Source organism: Clostridium autoethanogenum DSM 10061, from assembly GCF_001484725.1.
GTDB classification, from domain to species: Bacteria; Bacillota; Clostridia; order Clostridiales; family Clostridiaceae; genus Clostridium_B; species Clostridium_B ljungdahlii.
Genome location: NZ_CP012395.1, coordinates 604,897 through 628,915 on the forward strand (window position 1 = coordinate 604,897; position 24,019 = coordinate 628,915).

Genomic DNA, 24,019 nt, shown 5'->3' on the forward strand with positions numbered 1-24,019 from the left:
TATATTCATACCTCCAATTATCATATATTTCTTAAATTACGCAGTCTATTCTTCTCCTGTCTGTTCAATTACTTTTACTTCTCTATTAAGCTCTTGAATTACTATAGAAGCTTGTTTCTTGAAAGCATCTGTCTTGTATACAGTACCTATACAACTTTTTTCATAATTAATTCTCTTTTTAATATAAAAAGTCATTCCCTTTGGATACACCAGTTTCTTATTGTGAACTTTAAGCAGTTTAATTTTTGCAGTTTCCGGGAAAAACCCCCTTTTATACCCCGCTTGTTCAAGCTTCGGCTCTTCAAGTGTTACATGTGCACTACCCATCAATATCAACACTTTTTTATGGGAAGGAATTTCTTTTAGTATATTCTTATTTATGTATTCATCTCTTGTAGGATTAGTTGAGTTTGGAACATTTTTACCAGAATCTTACCACCAATCTACACCTTTTACTACAATACCAAGCTTATTTGCTATTAAATGAGAATAGAGCATCTCACCTGGTCCATCTGCAAAATTACCATTTTTTAATTGTTCAGGTCTACTTTCGATCAAAAGTAAATCTGGTCTTAAATTTTCAATAACTGATTTTAAATTTAAATAGGAATAAGGTGTTGAATCTAACGTCATGTTATGATACGTTCCTAAAAAATAAATCTTTTCACTACCTTTTATATATTCTCTAAAATAAAAATTTCTTGAAAAAAAACACATAATGTAATCTGGTATAATCATAAATACTACAAGTACTATACAAATTACAGATAATACACAGTTTCTAAATATTTTGATGTACTTTCTCCCCATTATCCATACTACCCCCTTGTATGAATTTTATATTTTATTGTATTATATAGCAGTTTTTATTAAAATTCAATACCTTTTTATTGTTTTTCAATATAAAATTATCGTATTTTAATACGTTCCTAATCATATCATTGTAATAAAATAGATGAAAATTATAAGGGAATAGAGAAATTTAATGGACAAAAATAATAGACCATATGGTGGAACTAATATCCATCATATGGTCTTAGTTAGTAACCAAAATAAAAAATTTATGAATTCAATTGGTTTATTGCCAATTTATTTAAATGTAATTTATTTTTTAAAATAATCACTGATACAACTCCAAATGTAAACATAGAAGTTGATAACTCAAAAGAATGCCCTATTCGAACTGATACTGGCATATAAGAATTAGGAAATATTAATGGAGCCGTTATTAATATGCTAAAAATTAATCCTGTTGTTATATAAGTCAACCAATTTTCAATACCTAATGAATAAATTATTATAATAGCTAAGATGGACCATAAAATTCCTCTAAATAACTGAAATGAAATTATCACTGGATCTTGGCTTGACATGTGTGTGAAAAAACTTATGATGTGTGTACTCCCAGTATAATAATATCTCACATCGGCAAATTGCCATGCAACAAAATATCCAAATACAAAATAAATGATAACATAAACAATGGATAAGAGTATCATATTTGGAATTGCACTTATAATGATGGTTTTTATTTTAAGATTACTATATTGGAAATTTGTTTCTCCTTTAAATTTTCCAAGAATTAAAACTGCCAACAACGAAAATACAAAGATGTATATGGCACCCGAAGTAACATTTCTTATTAATTCTTCTAAAGGCATTTTTACAGCACTATTGAAATACAAAGTTTCTATTTGAGTCATAAAATATTGTGTTCCCCAAAAAATGATAAAACTAACTGCTACAAGCTTATAACTTCTCAATTTGGATTTAACAATAAACAAGGTTAATATTATTGTATTTAGAATACAATAAATTAATACTGGTATAACTGTATTCTCTGTAGACTCAGGACCATGTTTAACTCCAATAAGTATAGACGAAACTGCCATACTTATAAACATTATTGTAATTAACAAAATTACTTTTAGTGATAAAATTATAACTTTTTTCATAATAGACCCATCCTCTCTTTATAAATATTTAACCATTGAATATCTACTTCAAAATGCATAATTGAAGCTTCCAAAAGTATATCCATAAATTTATTTCTTTTTGTCTTATTAATATTTTTTATCTTATTAAATTCATTTAGTTGCTTTTCTATGATATCTATTTGTTTATCTATGTACTTTTTTGCATCCTCATTTTGGATTTGTGTAAGAAACATCATTTTTAAATAAAATTCATCCTTGGTTTGTCTCATTACGACTGGTTCTGATAACCACTTATATAGCTCATTTTTGCCTTTATCTGCAATTGTATAAACAAATTTATCTGGTCTATTTTTTTGAGATATTTCCTTCTTCACTATTTCATTTTCGCTTTCCATTTTTTTTAATAAAGTATAAAGCTGACCAATGTTTATGGACCAAATACAACTTACTGATTTTTCAAATTCTTTTTTAATTTCATAGCCATACATTGGCCTTTCATTAAGTAAACCTAATATAGCATGTTTTGTTGACATTAATAGTACCTCCTAAAAAGTAAATTTATATATTATCAGTATAATATATTATATGTAATATATTATGCTACTAATATATAATATGTCAATAAAAATTTTGGAAATTTTAATTAATATCTACTGTGAATAAATTAACATTTACGCCCAAGTTATGATAAAATTATATATTATAATTTCAAAATAAATATAACTATAAATTAATACACTAGTATAAAGTTATTTATGATATACAAAGGAAGGTAATCTAATAATGTTTAAATCATCTACTCATAATGAAATAGTTAGTAGGTCTCTTAATAGGTGCATTAAATATCATATGGAAAAAGGTATCCCAAAGCCTAAACGAAATCTTAACCGTAAAGAATTGAACAACTTAATAAAAGAAAACAGCTATATTATAGAAATAGCAAGACCATTTATGGAAATACTTTATGATTTTCTAAATGGATCAGGTTTTTCATTATATCTTACAGACAAAAATGGAATTGTATTAACTATTATAGGTGACAAAGATATATTAATAGAGCAGGCAAAAGCTGGAATTGTGGAAGGTGCTGATATGAGTGAAAAAAGTGCTGGTACAAATGCAATAGGAACTGCTCTTTTTGAAAATTTGTCAGTTCAAGTTTCAGGCAAAGAACACTTTATAAATATTTTTCAAATTTGTACATGCTCTGCATCTGTCATACACAACGAACAAGGAAATATAATCGGATGTCTAAATCTAACTGGAAAACGTCAATTGGCTCATCCCCATACATTAGGCCTTGTTGTAGCAGCAGTAAAGTCCATTGAAAACCACTTAAAATTAAATAAATCTCAAAATGAATTATTTAAAGCCTATCAATACTTAAACAAAATCATGAATTCCATAGATTTTGGAATTTTAGCTGTAGATAACAATGGGATCATTAAAGCTATAAATAACAGTGCATGTAATATGCTTTGTATAGACCAAAAAGATATTATAGATAAAAATGCATATAAAGTTTTATATAATTGGCAATATATACTTAATGAACTTAAATCAGGAAACTCATATGAAGATAAGGAAATTTTATATTCGGATAAAAGAAGAAGATTTAATTTGAATGTATATCCTATAAGGGATAAAAGTAATACCGTAACTGGTATGGTAGTTACATTTAAAGACATACAAAATGTATACAACTTGGTTAACAAATACACAAGTGGATCTGCTACTTATACATTTGATGATATAATTGGCAGCAGTGAAAAAATGATAAATTTAAAAAAACAGTTAAAAAGCATATCTAACAGTCCTTCCACTGTACTAATTCAAGGCGAAAGCGGTACAGGTAAAGAACTTATTGCGCAGTCCATCCACAATGACAGCAGCAGAAAAAATAACAGCTTTATAGCAATAAATTGCGGTGCCATACCCAAAAATTTAATAGAAAGTGAATTATTCGGATATGAAGATGGATCATTCACAGGTGCAAAACATGGAGGGCGTGCAGGAAAATTTGAACTTGCAAATGGTGGTACTTTATTTTTAGATGAAATTGGGGAAATGCCTTTAGATATGCAAGTAAATCTTTTAAGAGTTCTCCAAGAAAACTGTATTACAAGAATAGGCGGGAACAGATGTGTAAAAATAGATATAAGAATCATTGCAGCTACTAATAAAAATTTGAGGGAAGAAATACATAAAGGAACTTTTCGCGAAGATTTATACTATAGACTAAATGTAATACCTATATATGTACCACCACTGCGGGAAAGAGATATGGATATTAAAATACTGATAAACTATTTTTTAAAGATAAAAGCTTTTAAACTTAAAAAACCTATTCCAATAGTAAGACCTGATATATATCAAAAGCTCTTAAATTATAATTGGCCCGGAAATGTAAGAGAATTGGAAAATTGTATTGAAAATATCGTAAATATGAATGGAAATACATCTTTCAACTTCGAAAATAGTATTTCAGTAAATACGCAAACTAGTCCTTGTACTACAAAATTTAAATATGATATGTATTCATTAAAAGAGTTGGAAAAAGAAGCAATAACAAATTGTATGAGTAATTGCAATGGTAACATTGCAAAAGCTTCTAAAATTCTGGGAATAAATAGAAGTACTTTGTATACAAAAATAAAAAAATATCAAATTAATTTTTCTTAAAGTGTATGTAAACACAACTTTGTTGTAAAAAGCAACATTATTTTCTTAAAAAATGTTGCTTTTTACAGCATTTTTCAATTATATATATTAACCTTATAAAGTCCTACCCCCCTAAATTCAACCTTTTCATGATAAAAAACATACTGGCACAACATTTGCTTATATATTTAAATAGATATTTAAAAATACCATTTTATTTACTAAAATTTTTATATTTAATTTATTAGGAGGTTCTATTATGAAAGGTTTTGCAATGTTAGGTATTAACAAATTAGGATGGATTGAAAAGAAAAACCCAGTGCCAGGTCCTTATGATGCGATTGTACATCCTCTAGCTGTATCCCCATGTACATCAGATATACATACGGTTTTTGAAGGAGCACTTGGTAATAGGGAAAATATGATTTTAGGCCATGAAGCTGTAGGTGAAATAGCCGAAGTTGGCAGCGAAGTTAAAGATTTTAAAGTTGGCGATAGAGTTATCGTACCATGCACAACACCTGACTGGAGATCTTTAGAAGTCCAAGCTGGTTTTCAGCAGCATTCAAACGGTATGCTTGCAGGATGGAAGTTTTCCAATTTTAAAGATGGTGTATTTGCAGATTACTTTCATGTAAACGATGCAGATATGAATCTTGCCATACTCCCAGATGAAATACCTTTAGAAAGTGCAGTTATGATGACAGACATGATGACTACTGGTTTTCATGGAGCAGAACTTGCAGACATAAAAATGGGCTCCAGCGTTGTAGTAATTGGTATAGGAGCTGTTGGATTAATGGGAATAGCCGGTTCCAAACTTCGAGGAGCAGGCAGAATTATCGGTGTTGGAAGCAGACCTGTTTGTGTTGAAACAGCTAAATTTTATGGAGCAACTGATATTGTAAATTATAAAAATGGTGATATAGTTGAACAAATCATGGACTTAACTCATGGTAAAGGTGTAGACCGTGTAATCATGGCAGGCGGTGGTGCTGAAACACTAGCACAAGCAGTAACTATGGTTAAACCTGGCGGCGTAATTTCTAACATCAACTACCATGGAAGCGGTGATACTTTACCAATACCTCGTGTTCAATGGGGCTGCGGCATGGCTCACAAAACTATAAGAGGAGGATTATGCCCCGGCGGACGTCTTAGAATGGAAATGCTAAGAGATCTTGTTCTATATAAACGTGTTGATTTGAGTAAACTTGTTACTCATGTATTTGATGGTGCAGAAAATATTGAAAAGGCCCTTTTGCTTATGAAAAATAAGCCAAAAGATTTAATTAAATCAGTAGTTACATTCTAAAAATTCATATAAAAAAACTGTCGCATTAAAAAAATGTGACAGTTTTTACTTAAAATATTGGACAAAAGACTTCCTTTCTTATAGATGCAAAAAATAATCAATCCGATTCATAATTATAAACAGAGTTCTTGGCATCAGGTTGAGTTTTGACTCCACCTGATGCTTAGAAATCGTTATCCAGGCGCGTAACAGTACTTATTCCCCAACTTTGATAGAAGATTTGGGTGTTAGCAATGGTAGCGATCGGATAAACTGATAAATATTCGTATTTTTAATTGCGAACTTAAGATTTAATTAATATCTACTATGAGTAAGTCAACATATATACCTAAATTATGATAAAATTATATATTATAATTTCAAAATAAACATAACTATAATAATACACTAAGATAAAGCTATTTATCTGATGGCTACCTACTGTAACACTCCCTCTTCTATCAAAGTGAGAGATAACAGTAGCTACGCCCCTAGATAATTCATCTAAACTTAGTGGGAGAAACAAAACTCTAAAGAGAAAGCGATTCACTTTAAATCAAAGATTTGAGATATCTGCTTCTCCCACTAAGTAAGATTCATTGATATAAAAAGGAAGGTAATCTAATAATGTTTAAACCATTTACTCATAGTGAAATAGTCAGTAGGTCTCTTAATAGATGCATTAAATACCATATAGAAAAAGGTATACCAAAACCTAAACGAACACTTAGTCGCAAAGAATTGGACAACTTAATAAAAGAAAACAACGATATTATAAAAATAGCAAAACCATTTATGGAAATACTTTATGATTTTTTAAGTGGATCAGGTTTCTCATTATATCTCACAGACAAAAATGGAATTGTATTAACTATCATAGGTGACAAAGATATTGTAATGGAGCAGGCAAAGGCTGGAATAGCAGAAGGTATTGATCTGAGTGAACAAAGTGCAGGTACAAATGCAGCAGGAACTGCTATTTTTGAAAATTTGTCAGTTCAACTTTCAGGCAAAGAACATTTTATAAATACTTTTCAGATTTATACCTGCTCTGCATCTGTCATACATAACGAACAAGGAAATATAATCGGATGTCTAACTTTAACTGGAAAACGTCAATTGGCTCATCCCCATACATTGGGTCTTGTTGTATCAGCAGTAAAGTCCATTGAAAATCACTTAAAATTAAATAAGTCTCAAAATGAATTATTTAAAGCATACCAATACTTAAATAAAATCATGAATTCCATGGATTTTGGAATTTTTGCTGTAGATAATAGCGGAATAGTCAAGGCTATAAATAACAGTGCTTGTAATCTCCTTGGCATAAACCAAAAAGATATTATAGATAAAAATGTTTATAAAGTTTTACACATATGGCAGTATATACTTGATGAACTCAAATCAGGCAATGTATATACGGATAAGGAAATTTTATATTCGGATGAGAAGAAAAGATTTAATTTAAATGTATATCCTATAAAAGATAAAAGTAATATTGTAACTGGTATGGTAGTTATATTTAAAGATATACAAAATGTATATAACTTGGTTAACAAATATACAAGTGGATCTGCTGCTTACACATTTGATGATATAATTGGCAACAGCGAAAAAATGATAAATTTAAAAGAACAGTTAAAAAATATATCTAATAGTCCTTCTACTGTATTAATTCAAGGTGAAAGTGGTACAGGAAAAGAACTTATTGCCCAGTCAATTCACAATGACAGCAATAGAAAAAACAAAAGCTTTATAGCAATAAACTGCGGTGCCATACCAAAGAATCTAATAGAAAGTGAATTGTTCGGATATGAAGATGGATCATTTACAGGTGCAAAACGTGGAGGCCGTGCAGGAAAATTTGAACTTGCAAATGGAGGTACTTTATTTTTAGATGAAATTGGAGAAATGCCTTTGGATATGCAAGTAAATCTCTTAAGGGTTCTCCAAGAAAACTGTATCACAAGAATAGGTGGAAATAAATGCATCAAAATAGATGTAAGAATTATAGCGGCTACCAACAAGAATTTAAGGGAAAAGATAAAAAAAGGAACTTTTCGTGAAGACTTATACTACAGACTAAATGTAATACCTATATATGTGCCACCACTTCGGGAAAGAGATATGGATATTAAAATACTAATAGACTATTTTTTAAAGATAAAAGCTTTTAAACTTAAAAAACCCATTCCAATAGTAAGACCTGATATATATCAAAAGCTTTTAAAACATAATTGGCCTGGAAATGTTAGAGAATTAGAAAATTGTATTGAGAATATTGTAAATATGAATGGAAATACATCTTTTGACTTTCAAAATAATCTTTCAGTAAATAAGCAAACTAATCCTTGTACTACAAACCTTAAATATGATATGTGTTCATTAGAAGAGTGGGAAAAAAAAGCAATAATAAATTGTATACACAACTGTAATCATAATATGTCAAAAGCTTCTAAAATTTTAGGAATAAATAGAAGTACTTTGTACACAAAGATAAAAAAATATCAAATTAATTTTTCTTAAATTGTATATAAAAACAACACTGTTGTAAAAAGCAACAGTATTTTAAGAAAAATTGTTGTTTTTTACAACAGTATTTAAAAAGATAACTAAACTCTATAAAATATCCATCTAGATTCAATCTTTTCATGATAAAAAATATACTGGCACAATACTTGCTTATATATTTAATTAAATATAAACCAAAAAATTTAATTACCCCAATAGTTAAATTCTAAAAAAGTAATGTAACTTAATAATAAGGAGGACAAAAATGGGAAGATTTACTTTGCCTAGGGATATTTACTTTGGTGAAAATGCCTTAGAAAATTTAAAAAATTTAGATGGAAATAAAGCAGTAGTTGTTGTAGGTGGGGGATCTATGAAGAGATTTGGATTCTTAGCCAAAGTTGAAAAATACTTAAAAGAAACTGGTATGGAAGTTAAATTAATAGAAGGTGTTGAGCCTGATCCGTCTGTTGATACTGTTATGAATGGCGCTAAAATAATGAGAGACTTTAACCCAGATTGGATAGTATCAATAGGTGGAGGATCTCCCATAGATGCTGCTAAAGCAATGTGGATATTTTATGAATACCCCGACTTTACATTTGAAAAAGCGGTAGTCCCTTTTGGAATTCCTAAATTAAGGCAGAAGGCACAATTTGTTGCTATACCTTCTACAAGTGGAACAGCAACTGAAGTAACATCATTTTCTGTAATAACAGACTATAAAGCTAAAATAAAATATCCTCTTGCAGATTTTAACCTTACCCCTGATATAGCTATAATAGATCCGTCTCTTGCAGAAACAATGCCCAAAAAGCTTACAGCACACACTGGAATGGATGCACTTACTCACGCAATAGAAGCATATGTAGCAAGTTTACATTCAGATTTCTCAGATCCACTTGCTATGCATGCTATAACCATGATTCATAAATATTTATTGAAATCCTATGAAGAAGATAAAGAAGCTAGAGGACATATGCATATAGCCCAATGTCTAGCTGGGATGGCATTTTCAAATGCTCTCCTTGGAATAACTCATAGTATAGCACATAAAACTGGTGCAGTATTTCACATACCTCATGGGTGTGCTAATGCCATATACTTACCTTATGTTATAGATTTTAACAAGAAAGCTTGTTCAGAAAGATATGCTAAAATAGCCAAAAAGCTGCATCTATCAGGAAATAGTGAAGATGAGCTAATAGATTCATTAACTGAAATGATTCGTACTATGAACAAAAAGATGGATATTCCTCTCACCATAAAAGATTATGGTATAAGCGAAAACGATTTTAATGAAAACCTAGATTTTATAGCTCACAATGCCATGATGGATGCCTGCACTGGATCCAATCCTAGAGCAATAACTGAGGAAGAAATGAAAAAGCTCTTGCAGTATATGTATAATGGGCAAAAGGTTAATTTCTAGTTTAAAAGTTAATGTATTTATATAAAGTTAATGTATTTATATTTAGGAAAATGTATACAAACTAAAGCAGTATGCTCCCCTTAGAGTAGACAGCCCCAATCTGTTTATAATAAGGGGAGTATTTTTGTGCCTATGAAAGTTAAGTATACATCCATAGAAAAGGAACATATTATTTAAAATTATTTTCTATTGTGAGGCATCTTCTTTGTGCTAAATATTAAATATTATACTTGCTCTATGGAAACAACTTCATAACCCACATCTTCAATAGCAGATTTTATGTCAGCATCTTTAATTTCACCACTAGATTCAACTAAAGCTGTTTTTGAATCTAAATCAACAGACACATTGGATGCACCTTTAAGTTCCTCCAATGCTGTTTTTACATGATTAACACAGTGTCCACAGCTCATTCCTTCAACAATTATCTTCTTTTTCATAACTTATTCCACCCTTCATTTTATAAATGTTTATTTATATTGATGGCTTAAAGCCTTTCAATCTTAAAGCATTACTTAAAACTGATACAGAACTTAAACTCATGGCAAGAGCTGCTATCATTGGGTTTAAAAGTGGTCCTCCAAATATGTGAAGTACTCCCATAGCTACCGGAATTCCTAAACTATTATAACCAAAAGCCCAGAACAAGTTTTCCTTTATATTTTTTATTGTTTTCTTGCTTAAATCTATAGCTGTGACCACATCCATTAAATCACTTCTCATTAAAACTATATCTGCAGACTCCATAGCTACATCTGTACCAGACCCTATAGCTATACCTATATCAGCCTGTGCTAAAGCTGGTGCATCATTTATGCCATCTCCAACCATGGCAACTTTCTTGTTTTCACTTTGAAGTTTTTTAACTTCATTAGCTTTATCTTGTGGTAAAACTTCTGCAAGTATTCTATCTATTCCAACCTGCTTAGCTATAGCTTCAGCAGTTTTCTTGTTATCTCCAGTTATCATTGCCACTTCAATTCCCATAGAATGAAGTTTATCTATAGCCTTTTTACTGTGTTCTTTAACCGTATCTGCTACAGCAATTACACCAATTGCCTTATTTTCAAGAGCTACATACATAGGAGTTTTGCCTTTATCTGCTAAAACTTGTGATCTTTCCTCTAATTTTTCTAAAGAGATATTACTTTCAAGCATAAGTTTTCTATTACCAAGCAATATTTTACTGTTTTCTATATTAACTTCTATTCCATGACCTGGTACAGCTTTAAATGACTGTAATTTTTTTAATTCAATTTTCCTATTTTCAGCTTCTTTAACTATTGCTTCTCCCAAAGGATGCTCTGATGATTTTTCACCTGAAGCTGCTAATTGAAGTAAATAGTTTTCATCTATGTCTGGAATTGTAACTATATCTGTAACCTTTGGATTACCTTCAGTTATAGTTCCTGTTTTGTCAAATACTATAGTTTGAATTCTATGCGCTGTTTCCAGTGCAGTACCACTTTTTATAAGCACACCATATTCAGCACCTTTTCCGGTACCAACCATAATAGCAGTTGGTGTTGCCAATCCTAAAGCGCAAGGACACGCAATTACTAACACTGATATAAATATGGTAAGTGAAAATACTCCTGTTTCACCATATATGTACCAAGCTAAAGCAGCAATTATAGCTAATGCCATTACTACCGGTACAAAGTATCCTGATATAACATCTGCTAATTTTGCAATAGGAGCCTTTGACCCCTGGGCTTCCTCTACTAATTTAATAATTTGTGCCAGTGCTGTATCCTTACCAACTCTTGTAGCTCTATACTTAATAGAACCATTTTTATTTATACTTGCTCCAATGACCTTATCAGAAGGATTTTTTTCTACAGGTATACTTTCACCTGTAAGCATGGATTCATCTACTGAAGTAATTCCCTCTGTAACCTCTCCATCTACAGGTATTTTTTCACCAGGTTTTACTACAATTATATTTCCAACTTCAACTTCATCTATAGAAATTTCTATTTCCTTATCTTCTTTAATTACAGTAGCAGTTTTTGGTGCAAGCCCCATAAGCTTTTTTATAGCTTCCGAAGTTTTTCCTTTAGCAACAGATTCCAGATATTTACCTAATGTAATAAGAGTAAGTATTGTACCTGCTGATTCAAAATATAAATGATAGTTTGTGTTTCCTATAAAAATTTCATATACTGCAAAAACACTATAGATAAAAGCAGCAGATGAGCCTATTGCTATAAGTGAATCCATATTGGGACTTCTTCTAAATAATGATTTAAAGCCAACAGTAAAATACTTTCTACCAACAATCATTATAGGTAATACTAAAAGTAACTGTATTATGGAAAAAACTTGCGGATGATTCATTGGGTCTATAGCCTGTGGAAGCATATATCCCAATTTTTCACTAATCATTGGTACCATAGCTATTATAAGTAGTGGAACTGCAAATACAGCAGATATTATAAATCTATTCCATAACGACTTTGCTTCTTTTTCTTTTTTTCCCTTATCTGTATCTACAGAAATTTCTTCTTCTAAAGCTTTATATCCTGCTTTTTCTATTGCCTTTTTTATATCCTGAACATTAACCTTTGAAGCATCAAATGCTATACTTAGCTTTTCCGTAGCAATATTTACATTTGCTTCATATACGCCTTCTAGTTTTTTTGAAACTCTTTCTACTGCTTTAGCACAAGCTGCACAGGTCATTCCTTCTATCTTCAAGGTTTTATTTGTAGTATCAATTAAAGCTTTATATCCAGCTTTATCTATTGCACACTGTATATCTTGAACATTAACCTTTGACTCATCAAAACTTACACTTAATTTTTCTGTTGCCAAATTAACATTAGCATCTAACACACCATCTAGTTTTTTTGAAGCTCTTTCTACTGCTTTAACACAAGCTGCACAGGTCATTCCTTCTATTTTTAATGTCCTTTTTATCATTGCTCCTTCCTCCTTCTGTTTTGATATGTATAACTTTAAAACTACTATCTATATTTTGAACTTTTACATTGAATATTATATTTACCCCCCACCTGTGGGGTGGTATTTTACTATAAGTTATCATTTATGCTTTTACTTTACACCTCCTACATTGCTAGATATAAAACCTTTAATATAAGATGATAAGCAAGAGGAGGCATATATTTTTTTAGTTGTATTTTACTCTTTTAGTAACTTTGAAAGTAAACCTATTATCTCATCTACCTTCTCATCACCGCTATTGTTAATAAAGGCATCTTTTACACAATTATTAAGATGTTGTTTTAGAATAAGCAAATTAGCTTTTTTTAGCAATGATTGAGCTGCAACCATTTGATTAGATATATCAATACAATATCTTCCCTCCTCAATCATTTTTATTATACCTTCTATTTGTCCTTTTGAAGTTTTTAAAGCTTGTATGGCTTTCTTTTTTTCTTCGTTCATTTTCTCCTCCCTGCCCCCTAGGGGGGTATATTTATATTATATATTATTTCTAAATTTAATTCAATATCAGTTTAACACTACTATACCATCTTCAAACCTTTATTATGCATTTACCATAAACAGAGTTCTTTAACTATTACTGATATGATTCTCAAGAAATTTAGCCACTCCATCCTCATTATTTGAACCAATAATTCCTGTGGCCAACTTTTTTAATTCATCATATGCGTTTTTAACTGCATATTTTTCATCCGCAAATTTAAAAAGTGGTACATCATTTAAATTATCTCCAAAACAAATAAGCTTGTCTGCTTTCAAACTTTCCTTTAAGTATTTAGCTGCTAAGCTTTTATTAGCATTATAATTCATTGATTCAAGCCAGAAAAAACCTTTTGCATATATCTCCTCTGTGTAATGAAAACTGCCCTTTATTACTTTTGTAAATAATTGATATGTGTCATCTAAAACACCTTTTGCTTCTATTGCAAAAATATTTATTATATTATAATTAACTATTTCTGAAAAATCACTTACCTCAGTAAGCCTTGTATCACCATGCTGTATTCTTGAATTTATGTATATGTCTTGTCCTTCATTAAAAATTCCCCTATAAAATATCTTTTTATTTCCAGCTGAATCTACTGCAGACACTATAGGTGAGATTTTTTTTAATTTATAATATTTTAAAATGAAATAAACAGTACACTCATCTAAATAGTTTTCTACTATATTTTTAGCCAAAGTAGTATCATATATGAAAGCTCCATTATTTAAAATAATAGGTATATTTAGGTTTAATGGTTTCAATATACTTTTACAAGCTTCATAGGACCTAGCTGTAGCAATAGTAAATTTTAATCCTGAATCTATTAACTTATTTATAATTCTAATTGAATTTTTGCTTACGACTTGATCTGAATTTAATAAAGTTCCATCCAAGTCCGAAATATATAACTTCAAAATATTCAGTCCTCCAAACGCATTTATAATAATTAAGTCACAAAACCTATTATATATCTAATAACCATAAAAATATAGACTCAATTTTTTAGTTGAAAGTTGAGTTATATTCAATAATAAATGAGCATGGATTCACTCTTACACAAATCTATGCCCATTTCCTCTTTAATTTTTAACTTTTAATTTTTTATTGCATTTACTGTTCTTCCCAAATTCTTTTTCCGTCTTTATCAATATATATATATTTATCATCCAATATTACCATAGCTGCTCCATTACAAAAATTATTTACATCATCAAATTGAGGTTTCAATACAAATTTTCCACTTTTATCAATGCATCCCCATTTATCCTTTATTTTCACAAAGGCTCGTCCTTCACTAAAATTAAGAGCTTCATCAAAAATAGGATCTATTACAAACTCATCTTTTTTATTTATGTATCCACATTTTTCATCTATCTTTACATTAGCTACGTCTTCATAAAAACCATCTGTGCTATCATATTCGAGCCCTATAACTAAATTACCTGATTTATCAATAAATCCATATTTAAAATTTTTCATAACTTGAGCTAATCCTTCATGAAAATCAAAAACGCAATCGAAATCACAGTTTATTACTTCATTTCCTTTGCTATTAACATATTTCCACTTATCACCATTATTTACCCTAGCAACCTCTTCTGAAAAACTAAAGGCATTTTCGTATTTCAATGCTATTGGGTAATTTCCCTTTTTATCCAAAAAACCATACTTACTATTTTTGTTTACCAGTGCCATTCCATTTGAGAATTCATCAATAAAATTAAAACTTGGTTCTACAACCATATTATCATTATGGTCAATAATCCCCCACTTTTCCTTTATTTTTACAGGAGCAAATCCATCAGAGAAATTCCATGACTGTTTATATTTATAGTCTATAACTGTTTTTCCATTGCAGTCTATATATCCCCATTTATTGTTCATCTTAACAGCAGCTAAACTATCCAAAAAGTCCCATGCATATTGAAATATAGGTTCTATGATAACTTGTCCATTATTATCTATATAACCCCACTTATCATTTAACTTAATTCTAAATAAATTAGTATAGTTTTTCATTTAATTTCCCCCTATTTTGCAATCGTTTTAATTTCATATAAACAAAGTTCTTGGCATTAGATGGAGTTTTAAAACTCCACCTGATGCTTAGAAATCGTTATCCAGGGACGTAGCTGCTCTTTACTCCCACTTGAAGAAAAGCAGATATCCCAAATCTTCGATTTGGTGATAGTCGCTTTCGCTGTGTGCAAGCAGATATTCCATTCTTTGATTTGGTGATAGTCGCTTTCGCTGTGTGTGGGAGTATTAGAGCAGGTAGTCATCGGATAAATATCTATTCAAATTTAATTTTATCACACATAGGAATTAAATAAAATAATAAGTCAGAATTTTCTATACTAATCATTGTTTAAAATATATGTGGATATTAAAACCACATTATGTGATAAATTATTTTGCTTTATATACTTTATATCTTAATATTTATGTGTTACAATAAACTATAGGAAAAATAAATAAGTAATATTCATTATATTTAATGAATATATTACTTTATACAATACTAACTTAATTTAAAATTAGGAGATAAAAGGAGTAAAAAGCGTGGATAATTTAACTACTTTTTTGCTAGGAGCTCTACAAATTACTTTATTAGATATAGTATTAAGTGGTGATAATATCGGAGTTATAGCACTAGCAACTAAGGATTTACCAAAGAAACATGCAAAATCTGCTTCTATGATTGGAGTATTTGCTGCGATTTTTCTAAGAATAATATTTGCTTGCCTCATCACTTACATAATGTTAATAGAATGGCTTCCTATAAAATTAATAGGTGGAATTTTACTTATAAAAATAACTTGGAATTTTATAAGCCCTAAATCTGAGAAGGAAAATTTAAAAATTAGTCCTTCAAATAAATACTTTCGTGCAATATCAAGTATAGTAATAGCTGATGCTACCATGAGTCTAGACAATGTACTTGCAATAGCCGCTGCTGCTCATGGACATGTACCCAGTATAATATTTGGATTAGTATTAAATATTCCTATAATATTTTTTGGGAGTCAGTTTGTAGCAAAGCTTATGAATAAGCACCCTATGGTAATATACTTAGGAGGAGCTGTACTGGCCCATACATCCTTAAATATGATGCTAGAAGACAAAATATTGGCAGGTTTCACATCACCTGTACTAACAAATATAGTATCCTTTGGCTTTGCAATTATAGTACTTGTATATGGATTATATAGAGTAAACAAACCTGTAAGTTATTCCTTTAAAAAATTTAAGGAAGATTATTTTAAAAGTAACAGTTAATATAATAAGCCAATATGTTGTATGTAAATTTCTTAGTACAACATCCCCTTATGGATGGTTATTCAGGTATATACCAACGCTAATACTCCCACTTTTGGACAAGTGAGAGTATTAGCGTTGGTAGTCATCAGCCAGATCTTTATTTTTTTCTAGTTCATCATACAAATCTTTATATACAATTTTAAATACTTCTAGAGAATCTTCTATTTTATCTCTTAGAAGATTTTTTCTATTTTTCAGTTCACATACTCCTAAATCCGTAAGAGTATATATTTTTTGCATTTTATTTTTAGAATCATCCCATTTTCCAATTACCAACTTATCCTTTTCCAGTTTTCTTAAAATTGGGTAGATTCCCCCCGTACTTGGTATCCACCTTCCACCTGTTCTTTCTCCTATTTTATGGGATATATCATTTCCATTAGTAGGACTTATACTTAAAATATAAAGTGTATATATAGGAAGAAGTCCTTTTGTAAAGACCTGACCTACAGCTTCTTGTTCCTTTTTTACCTTTTTTAATTCTGCCAGCTTCTTTTTGTATTCTTTATAAAGAAATCCTTCTTCTTTCTTTGTATTTCCTTTAAAATTAAAGTCACTCATAAAATTTATTCTTCCTCAAATAATACTAAACCAACTAATCCAGGTCCGCTGTGAACTCCTCCTACAGGACTTAGTGCTCCCCCAAAAATTGCAGAAGTTACATTTTTATGATTCTTTATTGAATCAAATATTTTTTTTGAATCCTCTAGTGCATGACCATGTACAATACACAGTTTACACTTTTTTTTGTCAAGAATTCCATTTGCAATTTCAACTAACCTACTTAAGGATTTCTTTCTTCCCCTTACTTTATCATAAGTATAGTATTTTCCATCATTATTATCAATTGATACAATAGGTTTTATATTTAAAAGTTCCCCAATTGTACCTGCTACTTTACCTATTCTACCACCTTTTTTTAAATATTCTAAAGTTCCAACCACAAAAAATAGATCTATCTTACTCCTTACTATTGGTATTGTCCTAACTATCTCATCAAAACTTACACCTTTTTCTATGAGCTTTGCACAATTAGTTACTATAAAACCCTCTCCAAGAGAAATTGATTTAGAATCAAATATATATGTTTTAATTTTAGGATGATTTTCACTTACTAACTTTACTCCATTATAAAAGCCAGTTAATCCAGCTGAAAGAGTTACAACTATAGCATGTGTGTAATTTTCTTTTTCTAAATTTGTAAACAAATCTTCCATTTCACTCATAGATGGCATAGACGATGTAGGTATTTCTTTATCTAAGTTATCATATACATATTCTGGAGTTATAGTTACTTTATCTATAAATTCTTTGTCTTTATATATTATCCTATAATGAAGTACTTTTATATTATATCTTTCTATAGTACTGTTACTCAAATCACTAGTACTATCTGTTATGAGTGCAATCTTTTCCAAAACTTCTTCCTCCCTACTTAGGCATTTTCAAAAAAATATTTGTCGCATCCTTAACTTGTTATTTTCTTTCAAATGACTTATCAAAATTTGTCCGATAATTACCTGCTCTAATACTCCTACATACTATATAAAAGCGACTATCACCAAATCAAAGAATTTGGGATATCTGCTTTTCTTCAAGTGGGAGTAAAGAGCAGCTACATCCCTGGATAACGATTTCCCCTAAAGGATAACGCCTTCTAAGTGCTGAATCACTAAGAATCCTGTTAATAAGCATCAGATAGAGTTAAAACTTCATCTGATGCCAAGAACTCTGTTTATCACAATAATTATATCACTCGCACAGTTATTATCAATAGTGATATATATCTCTATTGATAATAACTTGTCTTATTTGTTAACTATCAATTTTTCATTCTTAATTGTTAACTAAAAAATATAGCACCATTGCAGATTTACTACAATGATGCTATATTTAGTATAAATTTGATAAAAATATTTATTCAATTCAGACATGCTAGTTGTCAAGAGCAGCTGCAACCATAGCCTTTACATTTTCAACTTTAGCATTTGGAGGTATGCTGCATCCTGATGACATAATAAGTCCTTGAGGTGCAAATTCTTTAATCAATCTTCTGGCATACTTATAAACTTCATCTGGAGTACCTAAAGTTAAAAGTGAAGGTGCAACATCTCCCATGAAACACATATGCCCTCTTAGTACTTCTCCAGCTTTAAAAATATTTGTTGTGCTATCTGGTGAAAAAATGCATTTACCTTTAGGTAAATCAAGGAAATAATTTATAAATCTATCCCAACTCATATCCAGATGAAGGTAAGCAATAGAACCTTCCTCTGCTATAATATCTATAATTCTTTTTGTGTACTGCCATGAAAATCTTTCAAATGCCTTTAAAGAAAGAAAATCACCTGCTTCCCTAGCCCCTCCTGTAAATACTGCTAAAGGTTTTACTTCACGAATTTGCTTCCTTAACACTTTTTCATTTTCCTCTTCTATAACATCCATAGCTGCCTGAACCTTGTCAGGAATCTTGTGTAAATCAATAAGAAATTTAGATATTCCTCGTGCAGGATACAAAGCACCAAATGGTGCACCAGTCATTACACTACCCTGGCATAAGGGAACAATCCCTGCATCAACAAAATTCTGCTCTATTTGTGGAGCAAATTGACTGAAATACTCTACTTCCTTAAGTCCTTCAGGTATATGCTTTTTGGCATATTCCATAAAAAAGTAATTCCATCCTTTATCAATTATAGTATCATAATCATCTTCCGTCATATATGACTTTTCATCAATCTGCCAAATCATGTTATCAGGCAATTCTCTTCCTGGTACTTTGATTTTAGAAAGGAAAAATGCACCCATAGATGGAGGATATGTCCCAGGTATCTCTATGCTGTCAATATCTCCAAGTGCCTGCATCCCCTTTAACAGCTCCATATTTCCATACACTACATCATTGACAAGATCTGATAGCTTTCCTCCTCCGTTCTTCGTACAAAAAGCATCTGCATTAAGTACAATTGGTACCCTGTCAGTCTTTTTCATATTTATTACATCTTTAAGTCTGTTAAGATGCTCACCGTACAATTCTTTTCCAGTTTTCATATTAATCCCCCATTTAATTAAAATTATTAACAACTTTTTATCTATTAAATAACAATAGCTCTGCTTATCTAAATAATTTTAAATTGCAACCTTTTGCTTTTTAGGAGTCTTAAAATTTGCCACTAAATGGATAACTGCATAAATAATAAAACATACAAGTGAAAATTTGAATGGAAATCTCAATGACGTTATATTAAATATTTTTTCAATAAATGCAAATACAAATCCTGAAACAAAACCACCTATACTCATAAATGCCATGACAATAGACATTGCAACAGCAGTTCCAGATGCTGGGACTGCTCTTCCCACCTGCATCATGATAGCGGTACCAGAAAGACTAAATCCTATACCAACAATAGTTGCTCCAATTATAAAAAGAATTAAATTCGTTCCATATGCAAAGAATATAAATCCCACAGAAGTTAATACAATACCTATAGGAATAGTGAACTTGGATAACATTCTAAATGCCGCGCCAAAGATTGCTCCCGCTATCATTCCGCCAACTGTAAACATGGTAAGTGCCACTCCTGCTCCAGCAGCATTTCCATAGTGATTTGTAAGTATTAGCGAAGACATTCCTGTAAACATTGGATATACTAATAACATTAAAATTCCATATATACTTGACCATATATATACGTATGCCGGCATTTTAACTTTTTCAGAATTGGATTTTGCAGTCAACGGAAGTTTTGGAAAGAAGAGTATAACTATAATAAGTGATACTGCTCCTAAAAGATAAGCAAGAAAAGTAAATCTCCAATTAACTGCACAAAATATTCCGCCAAGAAGTTGAAATACTATGCCGCCAACGTTTCCAACAACAACACCTGCACCCATAAGATTTTCCGCTTCTTTTGGTTCAAAAAGAGTTAATGTAAGAGCACCACCAAGAGGTGACATTATTCCAAGCCCCGCTCCTAAAACTCCTCTCATAACAAGAATTAAACCAAAGTTACTTATAAAATATGGACCAACTCCACCTATTAAAAATAGAACTATTGCAATAATAGTAAGATTTTTATAAGTTATAACCGTGCCAGCTAGTTTCCCTGATATTAATGAAAATGGAATTAAAAGCAAAGTAGGTATAGTAGCAATAAGTACAACTACACTAAAAGGTAAGTTAGGATAGGCTTGAGATATATTTGCCAACGCAGGAGAAGTAGTTCCCGTTGCCATTATCAAAAATCCAAAAGAGAGTATTGCAAATATCCATAATGACTTCTTTCCACTTATATTTTCCATTATTTCACCCCTTTTATTTTAATAATCATCCAAATCGTTTACACCAGAACTGTTACTTGTACTATTTCCTATTCGCAATATACACTTTATGATTCTAAAGCAGCTGTAACCATTGCTTTTACATTCTCTACTTTTGCATTTGCCGGTATGCAGCATCCTGCAGCCATAATAAACCCTTGTGATGCAAATTGGTCAATCAATTTCCTGCTGTACTCATATACTTCATCAGGTGTACCTAATGTTAAAAGTGAAGGTGAAACATCTCCCATAATGCACATATGTCCTTTAAGTACTTCTCCAGCTTTAAAAATATCTGTTGTACTGTCAGGATGGAAAATACATTTGCCTTTTGGAAGATCACATAAATAATCTAAAAAACGATCCCAACATAAATCCGAATGAAGATAAACATTTGCCCCTTCTTCAACCGCAACCTCAACACCTTTTTTTAAATATGGCCATGCAAATTTTTCAAAAGCTTTTTGTGATATAAAATCTCCTGCCATACGCGATCCACCTGAAAATACTGCTAAAGGTTTATCAGCACGTATTGCTTTTCTTAAATCCTCATAACCTTCTTCAGCCATAACGTCCATTACAGCTATAACTTTATCAGGTATTCTTATCAGGTCTTTCACAAAATTTTTTATTGAACGACCAGCAAACAAGGTTTCATAAGGAGCTCCTACCATAGCATTACCTATTATTGCTACAATACCTGCATCTTTATAACTCTGTGCTATTTTGGGCTGTACTTTTATTATATCCTCCATTATCTTTAAAGGATCTCCTAATCTATTTTTACAAAAATCTATATAAAACTTATTCCAGCCTTTATCAATTATAGTGTCATAATCATCTTCTGTCATAAATCCAACTTCATCAATTTGCCAAAGAGCATCGTCAGGTAATTCACGTCCAGGTAACTTAATATTCGAAAGGAAAAAGGCTCCTTTAGTTTGAGGAAAACATCCATATCCCAATGTACAATCAATATCACCAAAGGACTTCATACCTTGAAGTAATAGTTCGTTTCCATATTCTATATTTGTCACAAGATCTGCTAACTTTCCTCCTGCTGTTCTAACACAAAAAGAATCTGCATTTAAATTAATAGGTGTCCTGTCTGCTTTCTTCAGTGCTATAACTTTTTTAAGTCTTTCTAAATGCTCATCATATAGTTCTAATCCATTTTTCATATAACTCCATACCCCCATTATTATAGAATTACTTTATTTATCTAATAGCTATCTACTGTAACATTGCCACACACACAGCGAAAGCGACTATCACCAAATCAAAGATTCGGGATATTTGCTTTTCTATCAAAGTGGGAGATAACAGTAGCTACGCCCCTAGATAATTCATCTAAACTTAGTGGGAGAAACAGATTCCCACTAAGTAAGATTCATTGATATCTATAATTATACTTATCTAAATCTTACAAGTCATCCTACAAATGTTAAAAAGTAAGTTTACAAAACGTTACACTTTGTAATATACTTTATCATGAGGTGATTTCCTATGAATATAGATATTAAAGCTCTTTCATCTAAATTAGTACAGTATACTCACAAATTAATACTAAAAAATGAAAAATCCACAAAGATTAACTTAGTTAAGTTACTTCTAAGTGAAATGAAATCCTTTGATCCAAACACTTTATATGTTGGAGACGCCTCAGATTTAGCAAATCTTCACCCCATAAACTACCCAGTAAACCTTTTGTGTATAAATCATTATAAAGTTCCTGACTATTTTAAAAATTCAAATATTATTTTGATTGATACGGATAAAAATAAATATATTCTTTTCAATGAAATACAGGATATTATCTTCGACCTTAAAAATATAGATATATATATGGAAGAACTATTAGATGCACTCATACATGAAAAAGGTATTCAGCATATTATAGATATTGGATTTAAACTTGTCGGGAATCCTATTATATTTAATGATACTAGCAGCAAAATTATAGCCAATTCTATATGTAACAAGTCCATTGGTCATTACTGGGATGAACATATAAAGAAAGGTTACTTTTCCAATAACGCTATGAATTCTGCAAAATTTAATAGAATATGGGAAAAAGTTGATAGTCAAAACTGTCCTGTTATGGTAAAAGGTATAGATGATAATAATATGATTATTGAGAAAGTTACAATTGATAATGTTCTCATAGGATATATAGCAGTTACTGAGGCAGAAAGGCCTTTTAAAGATAGAGATATTGAATTGGTTTCATTATTATGTGACGTAATCGAGACTCAAATGAGAAATGACAAATTCTACAAATACACTAAAGGTACCACTTATGAAAGCTTTCTAAAAGATTTGTTAGATAACGCTGTTACAGATAAGGAACTAGTGATGAATAAAATACGGTCTTTGAATTTTGATATTAGCTTAGGAGTTTATATACTTATTTTTGATATGAACCAGTATTCTCAAAAAAAAATACCACTAACATACTTGAGATATAAAATTTCTGGTATTGTTCAAGAAAGTAAATCGCTTATATATAATAATCACATTGTCTTGCTTATTAACCATAATACAAAAATTAGCATTTTTGAAAATGAATTCGAAGCTTTAAAGAAATTTCTTAAAAAAAATAATCTATATGCGGGGCTTAGTAACTGCATAACAGATTTTACAAATTTACAATATTATTATAAACAATCATTAAAGGCAATTGAACTTGGGGTTAGCCTTAATATTGACAAGGTGTTTTATATATATGAAGATTATGTAGTATACGATTTACTAGATAGTCTTTCTACTTATGAAAATATAGAGAGATTTTGTCACCCTTCTCTACATTTGCTAATCCAATATGATCGCAAAAATAATACCTGTTTAACTAAAAGCCTCTATGTATATTTGATGAATAATAGAAACCAATCAATATCTGCAAACATCCTGCACATACATCGTGCATCAATGTTTTATCGTATTGATAAAATAAAACAGATTATGAAAATAGATCTTAACGATCCCAATATTATACATCATATATACTTATCCCTTCATATCCTTGAATTAATGCATAAAAATGAATTTATATTTGAAATAAATAAACAATAAAAATTTAACAG

Annotated in this window: 20 protein-coding genes; 6 read left to right on the forward strand and 14 right to left on the reverse strand. The window is 30.5% G+C overall.

The genetic code is table 11. The annotated features are described in order from the left end of the window. Positions 1–45: 45 nt before the first annotated feature. The 4 genes from CLAU_RS21035 to CLAU_RS02585 form a co-directional block, all read right to left on the reverse strand. Positions 46–327 carry a hypothetical protein gene (locus tag CLAU_RS21035; protein WP_023161875.1) on the reverse strand — a complete coding sequence of 94 codons (282 nt, stop codon included), beginning with the start codon at positions 325–327 and terminating at the stop codon, positions 46–48. Positions 328–432: 105 nt separating this feature from the next. Next, a complete protein-coding gene (locus tag CLAU_RS21040; protein ID WP_023161876.1) occupies positions 433–810 on the reverse strand; it encodes a hypothetical protein in 378 nt (125 codons plus the stop codon). 251 nt (positions 811–1,061) lie between these two features. Next, positions 1,062–1,955 carry a hypothetical protein gene (locus tag CLAU_RS02580; RefSeq protein WP_013239131.1) on the reverse strand — a complete coding sequence of 298 codons (894 nt, stop codon included), beginning with the start codon at positions 1,953–1,955 and terminating at the stop codon, positions 1,062–1,064. Further along, the gene (locus CLAU_RS02585) at positions 1,952–2,470 is read right to left on the reverse strand and encodes a helix-turn-helix transcriptional regulator (protein ID WP_013239132.1); all 519 of its coding nucleotides are present in this window, start codon (positions 2,468–2,470) and stop codon (positions 1,952–1,954) included. The genes CLAU_RS02580 and CLAU_RS02585 overlap by 4 nt, the downstream gene beginning before the upstream one ends. Before the next feature lie 250 nt (positions 2,471–2,720). On the opposite strand from CLAU_RS02585, the gene CLAU_RS02590 reads away from it, so the two are divergent. The 4 genes from CLAU_RS02590 to CLAU_RS02605 all read left to right on the forward strand — a co-directional run bounded on the left by CLAU_RS02590 (position 2,721) and on the right by CLAU_RS02605 (position 9,835). Further along, complete coding sequence (locus CLAU_RS02590) at positions 2,721–4,619, forward strand: sigma-54-dependent Fis family transcriptional regulator (RefSeq protein ID WP_013239133.1); 1,899 nt, start codon at positions 2,721–2,723, stop codon at positions 4,617–4,619. 238 nt (positions 4,620–4,857) lie between these two features. Next, the gene (locus CLAU_RS02595; RefSeq protein WP_013239134.1) at positions 4,858–5,913 is read left to right on the forward strand and encodes an NAD(P)-dependent alcohol dehydrogenase; all 1,056 of its coding nucleotides are present in this window, start codon (positions 4,858–4,860) and stop codon (positions 5,911–5,913) included. Between the two features lie 606 nt (positions 5,914–6,519). After that, positions 6,520–8,418, forward strand: coding sequence for a sigma-54-dependent Fis family transcriptional regulator (locus CLAU_RS02600; RefSeq protein ID WP_013239135.1), 1,899 nt, complete (start codon positions 6,520–6,522; stop codon positions 8,416–8,418). 250 nt (positions 8,419–8,668) lie between these two features. Then, positions 8,669–9,835, forward strand: coding sequence for an iron-containing alcohol dehydrogenase (locus tag CLAU_RS02605; RefSeq protein WP_013239136.1), 1,167 nt, complete (start codon positions 8,669–8,671; stop codon positions 9,833–9,835). 224 nt (positions 9,836–10,059) lie between these two features. On the opposite strand, the gene CLAU_RS02610 is transcribed toward CLAU_RS02605, so the two are convergent. The 5 genes from CLAU_RS02610 to CLAU_RS02630 form a co-directional block, all read right to left on the reverse strand. Continuing rightward, positions 10,060–10,275, reverse strand: coding sequence for a heavy-metal-associated domain-containing protein (locus CLAU_RS02610; protein WP_013239137.1), 216 nt, complete (start codon positions 10,273–10,275; stop codon positions 10,060–10,062). Between the two features lie 34 nt (positions 10,276–10,309). Next, complete coding sequence (locus tag CLAU_RS02615) at positions 10,310–12,760, reverse strand: heavy metal translocating P-type ATPase (protein ID WP_013239138.1); 2,451 nt, start codon at positions 12,758–12,760, stop codon at positions 10,310–10,312. A gap of 219 nt (positions 12,761–12,979) precedes the next feature. Next, complete coding sequence (locus CLAU_RS02620; protein WP_013239139.1) at positions 12,980–13,246, reverse strand: metal-sensing transcriptional repressor; 267 nt, start codon at positions 13,244–13,246, stop codon at positions 12,980–12,982. Between the two features lie 129 nt (positions 13,247–13,375). Then, on the reverse strand, positions 13,376–14,206 hold the full coding sequence (locus CLAU_RS02625) for an HAD family hydrolase (RefSeq protein WP_013239140.1): 831 nt from the start codon (positions 14,204–14,206) through the stop codon (positions 13,376–13,378). A gap of 196 nt (positions 14,207–14,402) precedes the next feature. Beyond that, the gene (locus CLAU_RS02630; RefSeq protein ID WP_013239141.1) at positions 14,403–15,311 is read right to left on the reverse strand and encodes a WG repeat-containing protein; all 909 of its coding nucleotides are present in this window, start codon (positions 15,309–15,311) and stop codon (positions 14,403–14,405) included. Between the two features lie 543 nt (positions 15,312–15,854). On the opposite strand from CLAU_RS02630, the gene CLAU_RS02635 reads away from it, so the two are divergent. Next, a complete protein-coding gene (locus CLAU_RS02635) occupies positions 15,855–16,571 on the forward strand; it encodes a TerC family protein (protein ID WP_013239142.1) in 717 nt (238 codons plus the stop codon). Between the two features lie 111 nt (positions 16,572–16,682). Here CLAU_RS02635 and CLAU_RS02640 read toward each other — a convergent pair whose 3' ends face one another. From CLAU_RS02640 to CLAU_RS02660, 5 genes are all read right to left on the reverse strand, one after another. Continuing rightward, positions 16,683–17,174, reverse strand: coding sequence for a PadR family transcriptional regulator (locus tag CLAU_RS02640; RefSeq protein WP_013239143.1), 492 nt, complete (start codon positions 17,172–17,174; stop codon positions 16,683–16,685). Between the two features lie 5 nt (positions 17,175–17,179). Continuing rightward, the gene (locus CLAU_RS02645; RefSeq protein ID WP_013239144.1) at positions 17,180–18,031 is read right to left on the reverse strand and encodes a DegV family protein; all 852 of its coding nucleotides are present in this window, start codon (positions 18,029–18,031) and stop codon (positions 17,180–17,182) included. 517 nt (positions 18,032–18,548) lie between these two features. Further along, complete coding sequence (locus CLAU_RS02650; protein ID WP_013239145.1) at positions 18,549–19,664, reverse strand: uroporphyrinogen decarboxylase family protein; 1,116 nt, start codon at positions 19,662–19,664, stop codon at positions 18,549–18,551. Between the two features lie 78 nt (positions 19,665–19,742). Beyond that, on the reverse strand, positions 19,743–20,918 hold the full coding sequence (locus tag CLAU_RS02655; protein ID WP_013239146.1) for an MFS transporter: 1,176 nt from the start codon (positions 20,916–20,918) through the stop codon (positions 19,743–19,745). An 86-nt stretch (positions 20,919–21,004) separates the two neighbouring features. Continuing rightward, positions 21,005–22,117, reverse strand: coding sequence for a uroporphyrinogen decarboxylase family protein (locus CLAU_RS02660; protein ID WP_013239147.1), 1,113 nt, complete (start codon positions 22,115–22,117; stop codon positions 21,005–21,007). Positions 22,118–22,442: 325 nt separating this feature from the next. Between CLAU_RS02660 and CLAU_RS02665 the strand changes: the two genes are divergently transcribed. Beyond that, the gene (locus CLAU_RS02665) at positions 22,443–24,008 is read left to right on the forward strand and encodes a PucR family transcriptional regulator (RefSeq protein WP_013239148.1); all 1,566 of its coding nucleotides are present in this window, start codon (positions 22,443–22,445) and stop codon (positions 24,006–24,008) included. Positions 24,009–24,019: the final 11 nt, after the last annotated feature.

Excerpts from the sequence above, each read along its gene's own strand:
- CLAU_RS02605 (WP_013239136.1), top strand. The coding sequence starts at position 8,669 with ATGGGAAGATTTACTTTGCCTAGGGATATTTACTTTGGTGAAAATGCC.
- CLAU_RS02650 (WP_013239145.1), bottom strand. The coding sequence starts at position 19,664 with ATGAAAACTGGAAAAGAATTGTACGGTGAGCATCTTAACAGACTTAAA.
- CLAU_RS02580 (WP_013239131.1), bottom strand. The coding sequence starts at position 1,955 with ATGAAAAAAGTTATAATTTTATCACTAAAAGTAATTTTGTTAATTACA.
- CLAU_RS02615 (WP_013239138.1), bottom strand. The coding sequence starts at position 12,760 with ATGATAAAAAGGACATTAAAAATAGAAGGAATGACCTGTGCAGCTTGT.
- CLAU_RS02665 (WP_013239148.1), top strand. The coding sequence starts at position 22,443 with ATGAATATAGATATTAAAGCTCTTTCATCTAAATTAGTACAGTATACT.
- CLAU_RS02620 (WP_013239139.1), bottom strand. The coding sequence starts at position 13,246 with ATGAACGAAGAAAAAAAGAAAGCCATACAAGCTTTAAAAACTTCAAAA.
- CLAU_RS02610 (WP_013239137.1), bottom strand. The coding sequence starts at position 10,275 with ATGAAAAAGAAGATAATTGTTGAAGGAATGAGCTGTGGACACTGTGTT.
- CLAU_RS21035 (WP_023161875.1), bottom strand. The coding sequence starts at position 327 with ATGGGTAGTGCACATGTAACACTTGAAGAGCCGAAGCTTGAACAAGCG.
- CLAU_RS02600 (WP_013239135.1), top strand. The coding sequence starts at position 6,520 with ATGTTTAAACCATTTACTCATAGTGAAATAGTCAGTAGGTCTCTTAAT.
- CLAU_RS02640 (WP_013239143.1), bottom strand. The coding sequence starts at position 17,174 with ATGAGTGACTTTAATTTTAAAGGAAATACAAAGAAAGAAGAAGGATTT.
- CLAU_RS02590 (WP_013239133.1), top strand. The coding sequence starts at position 2,721 with ATGTTTAAATCATCTACTCATAATGAAATAGTTAGTAGGTCTCTTAAT.
- CLAU_RS02595 (WP_013239134.1), top strand. The coding sequence starts at position 4,858 with ATGAAAGGTTTTGCAATGTTAGGTATTAACAAATTAGGATGGATTGAA.
- CLAU_RS21040 (WP_023161876.1), bottom strand. The coding sequence starts at position 810 with ATGGGGAGAAAGTACATCAAAATATTTAGAAACTGTGTATTATCTGTA.
- CLAU_RS02585 (WP_013239132.1), bottom strand. The coding sequence starts at position 2,470 with ATGTCAACAAAACATGCTATATTAGGTTTACTTAATGAAAGGCCAATG.
- CLAU_RS02630 (WP_013239141.1), bottom strand. The coding sequence starts at position 15,311 with ATGAAAAACTATACTAATTTATTTAGAATTAAGTTAAATGATAAGTGG.
- CLAU_RS02655 (WP_013239146.1), bottom strand. The coding sequence starts at position 20,918 with ATGGAAAATATAAGTGGAAAGAAGTCATTATGGATATTTGCAATACTC.
- CLAU_RS02660 (WP_013239147.1), bottom strand. The coding sequence starts at position 22,117 with ATGAAAAATGGATTAGAACTATATGATGAGCATTTAGAAAGACTTAAA.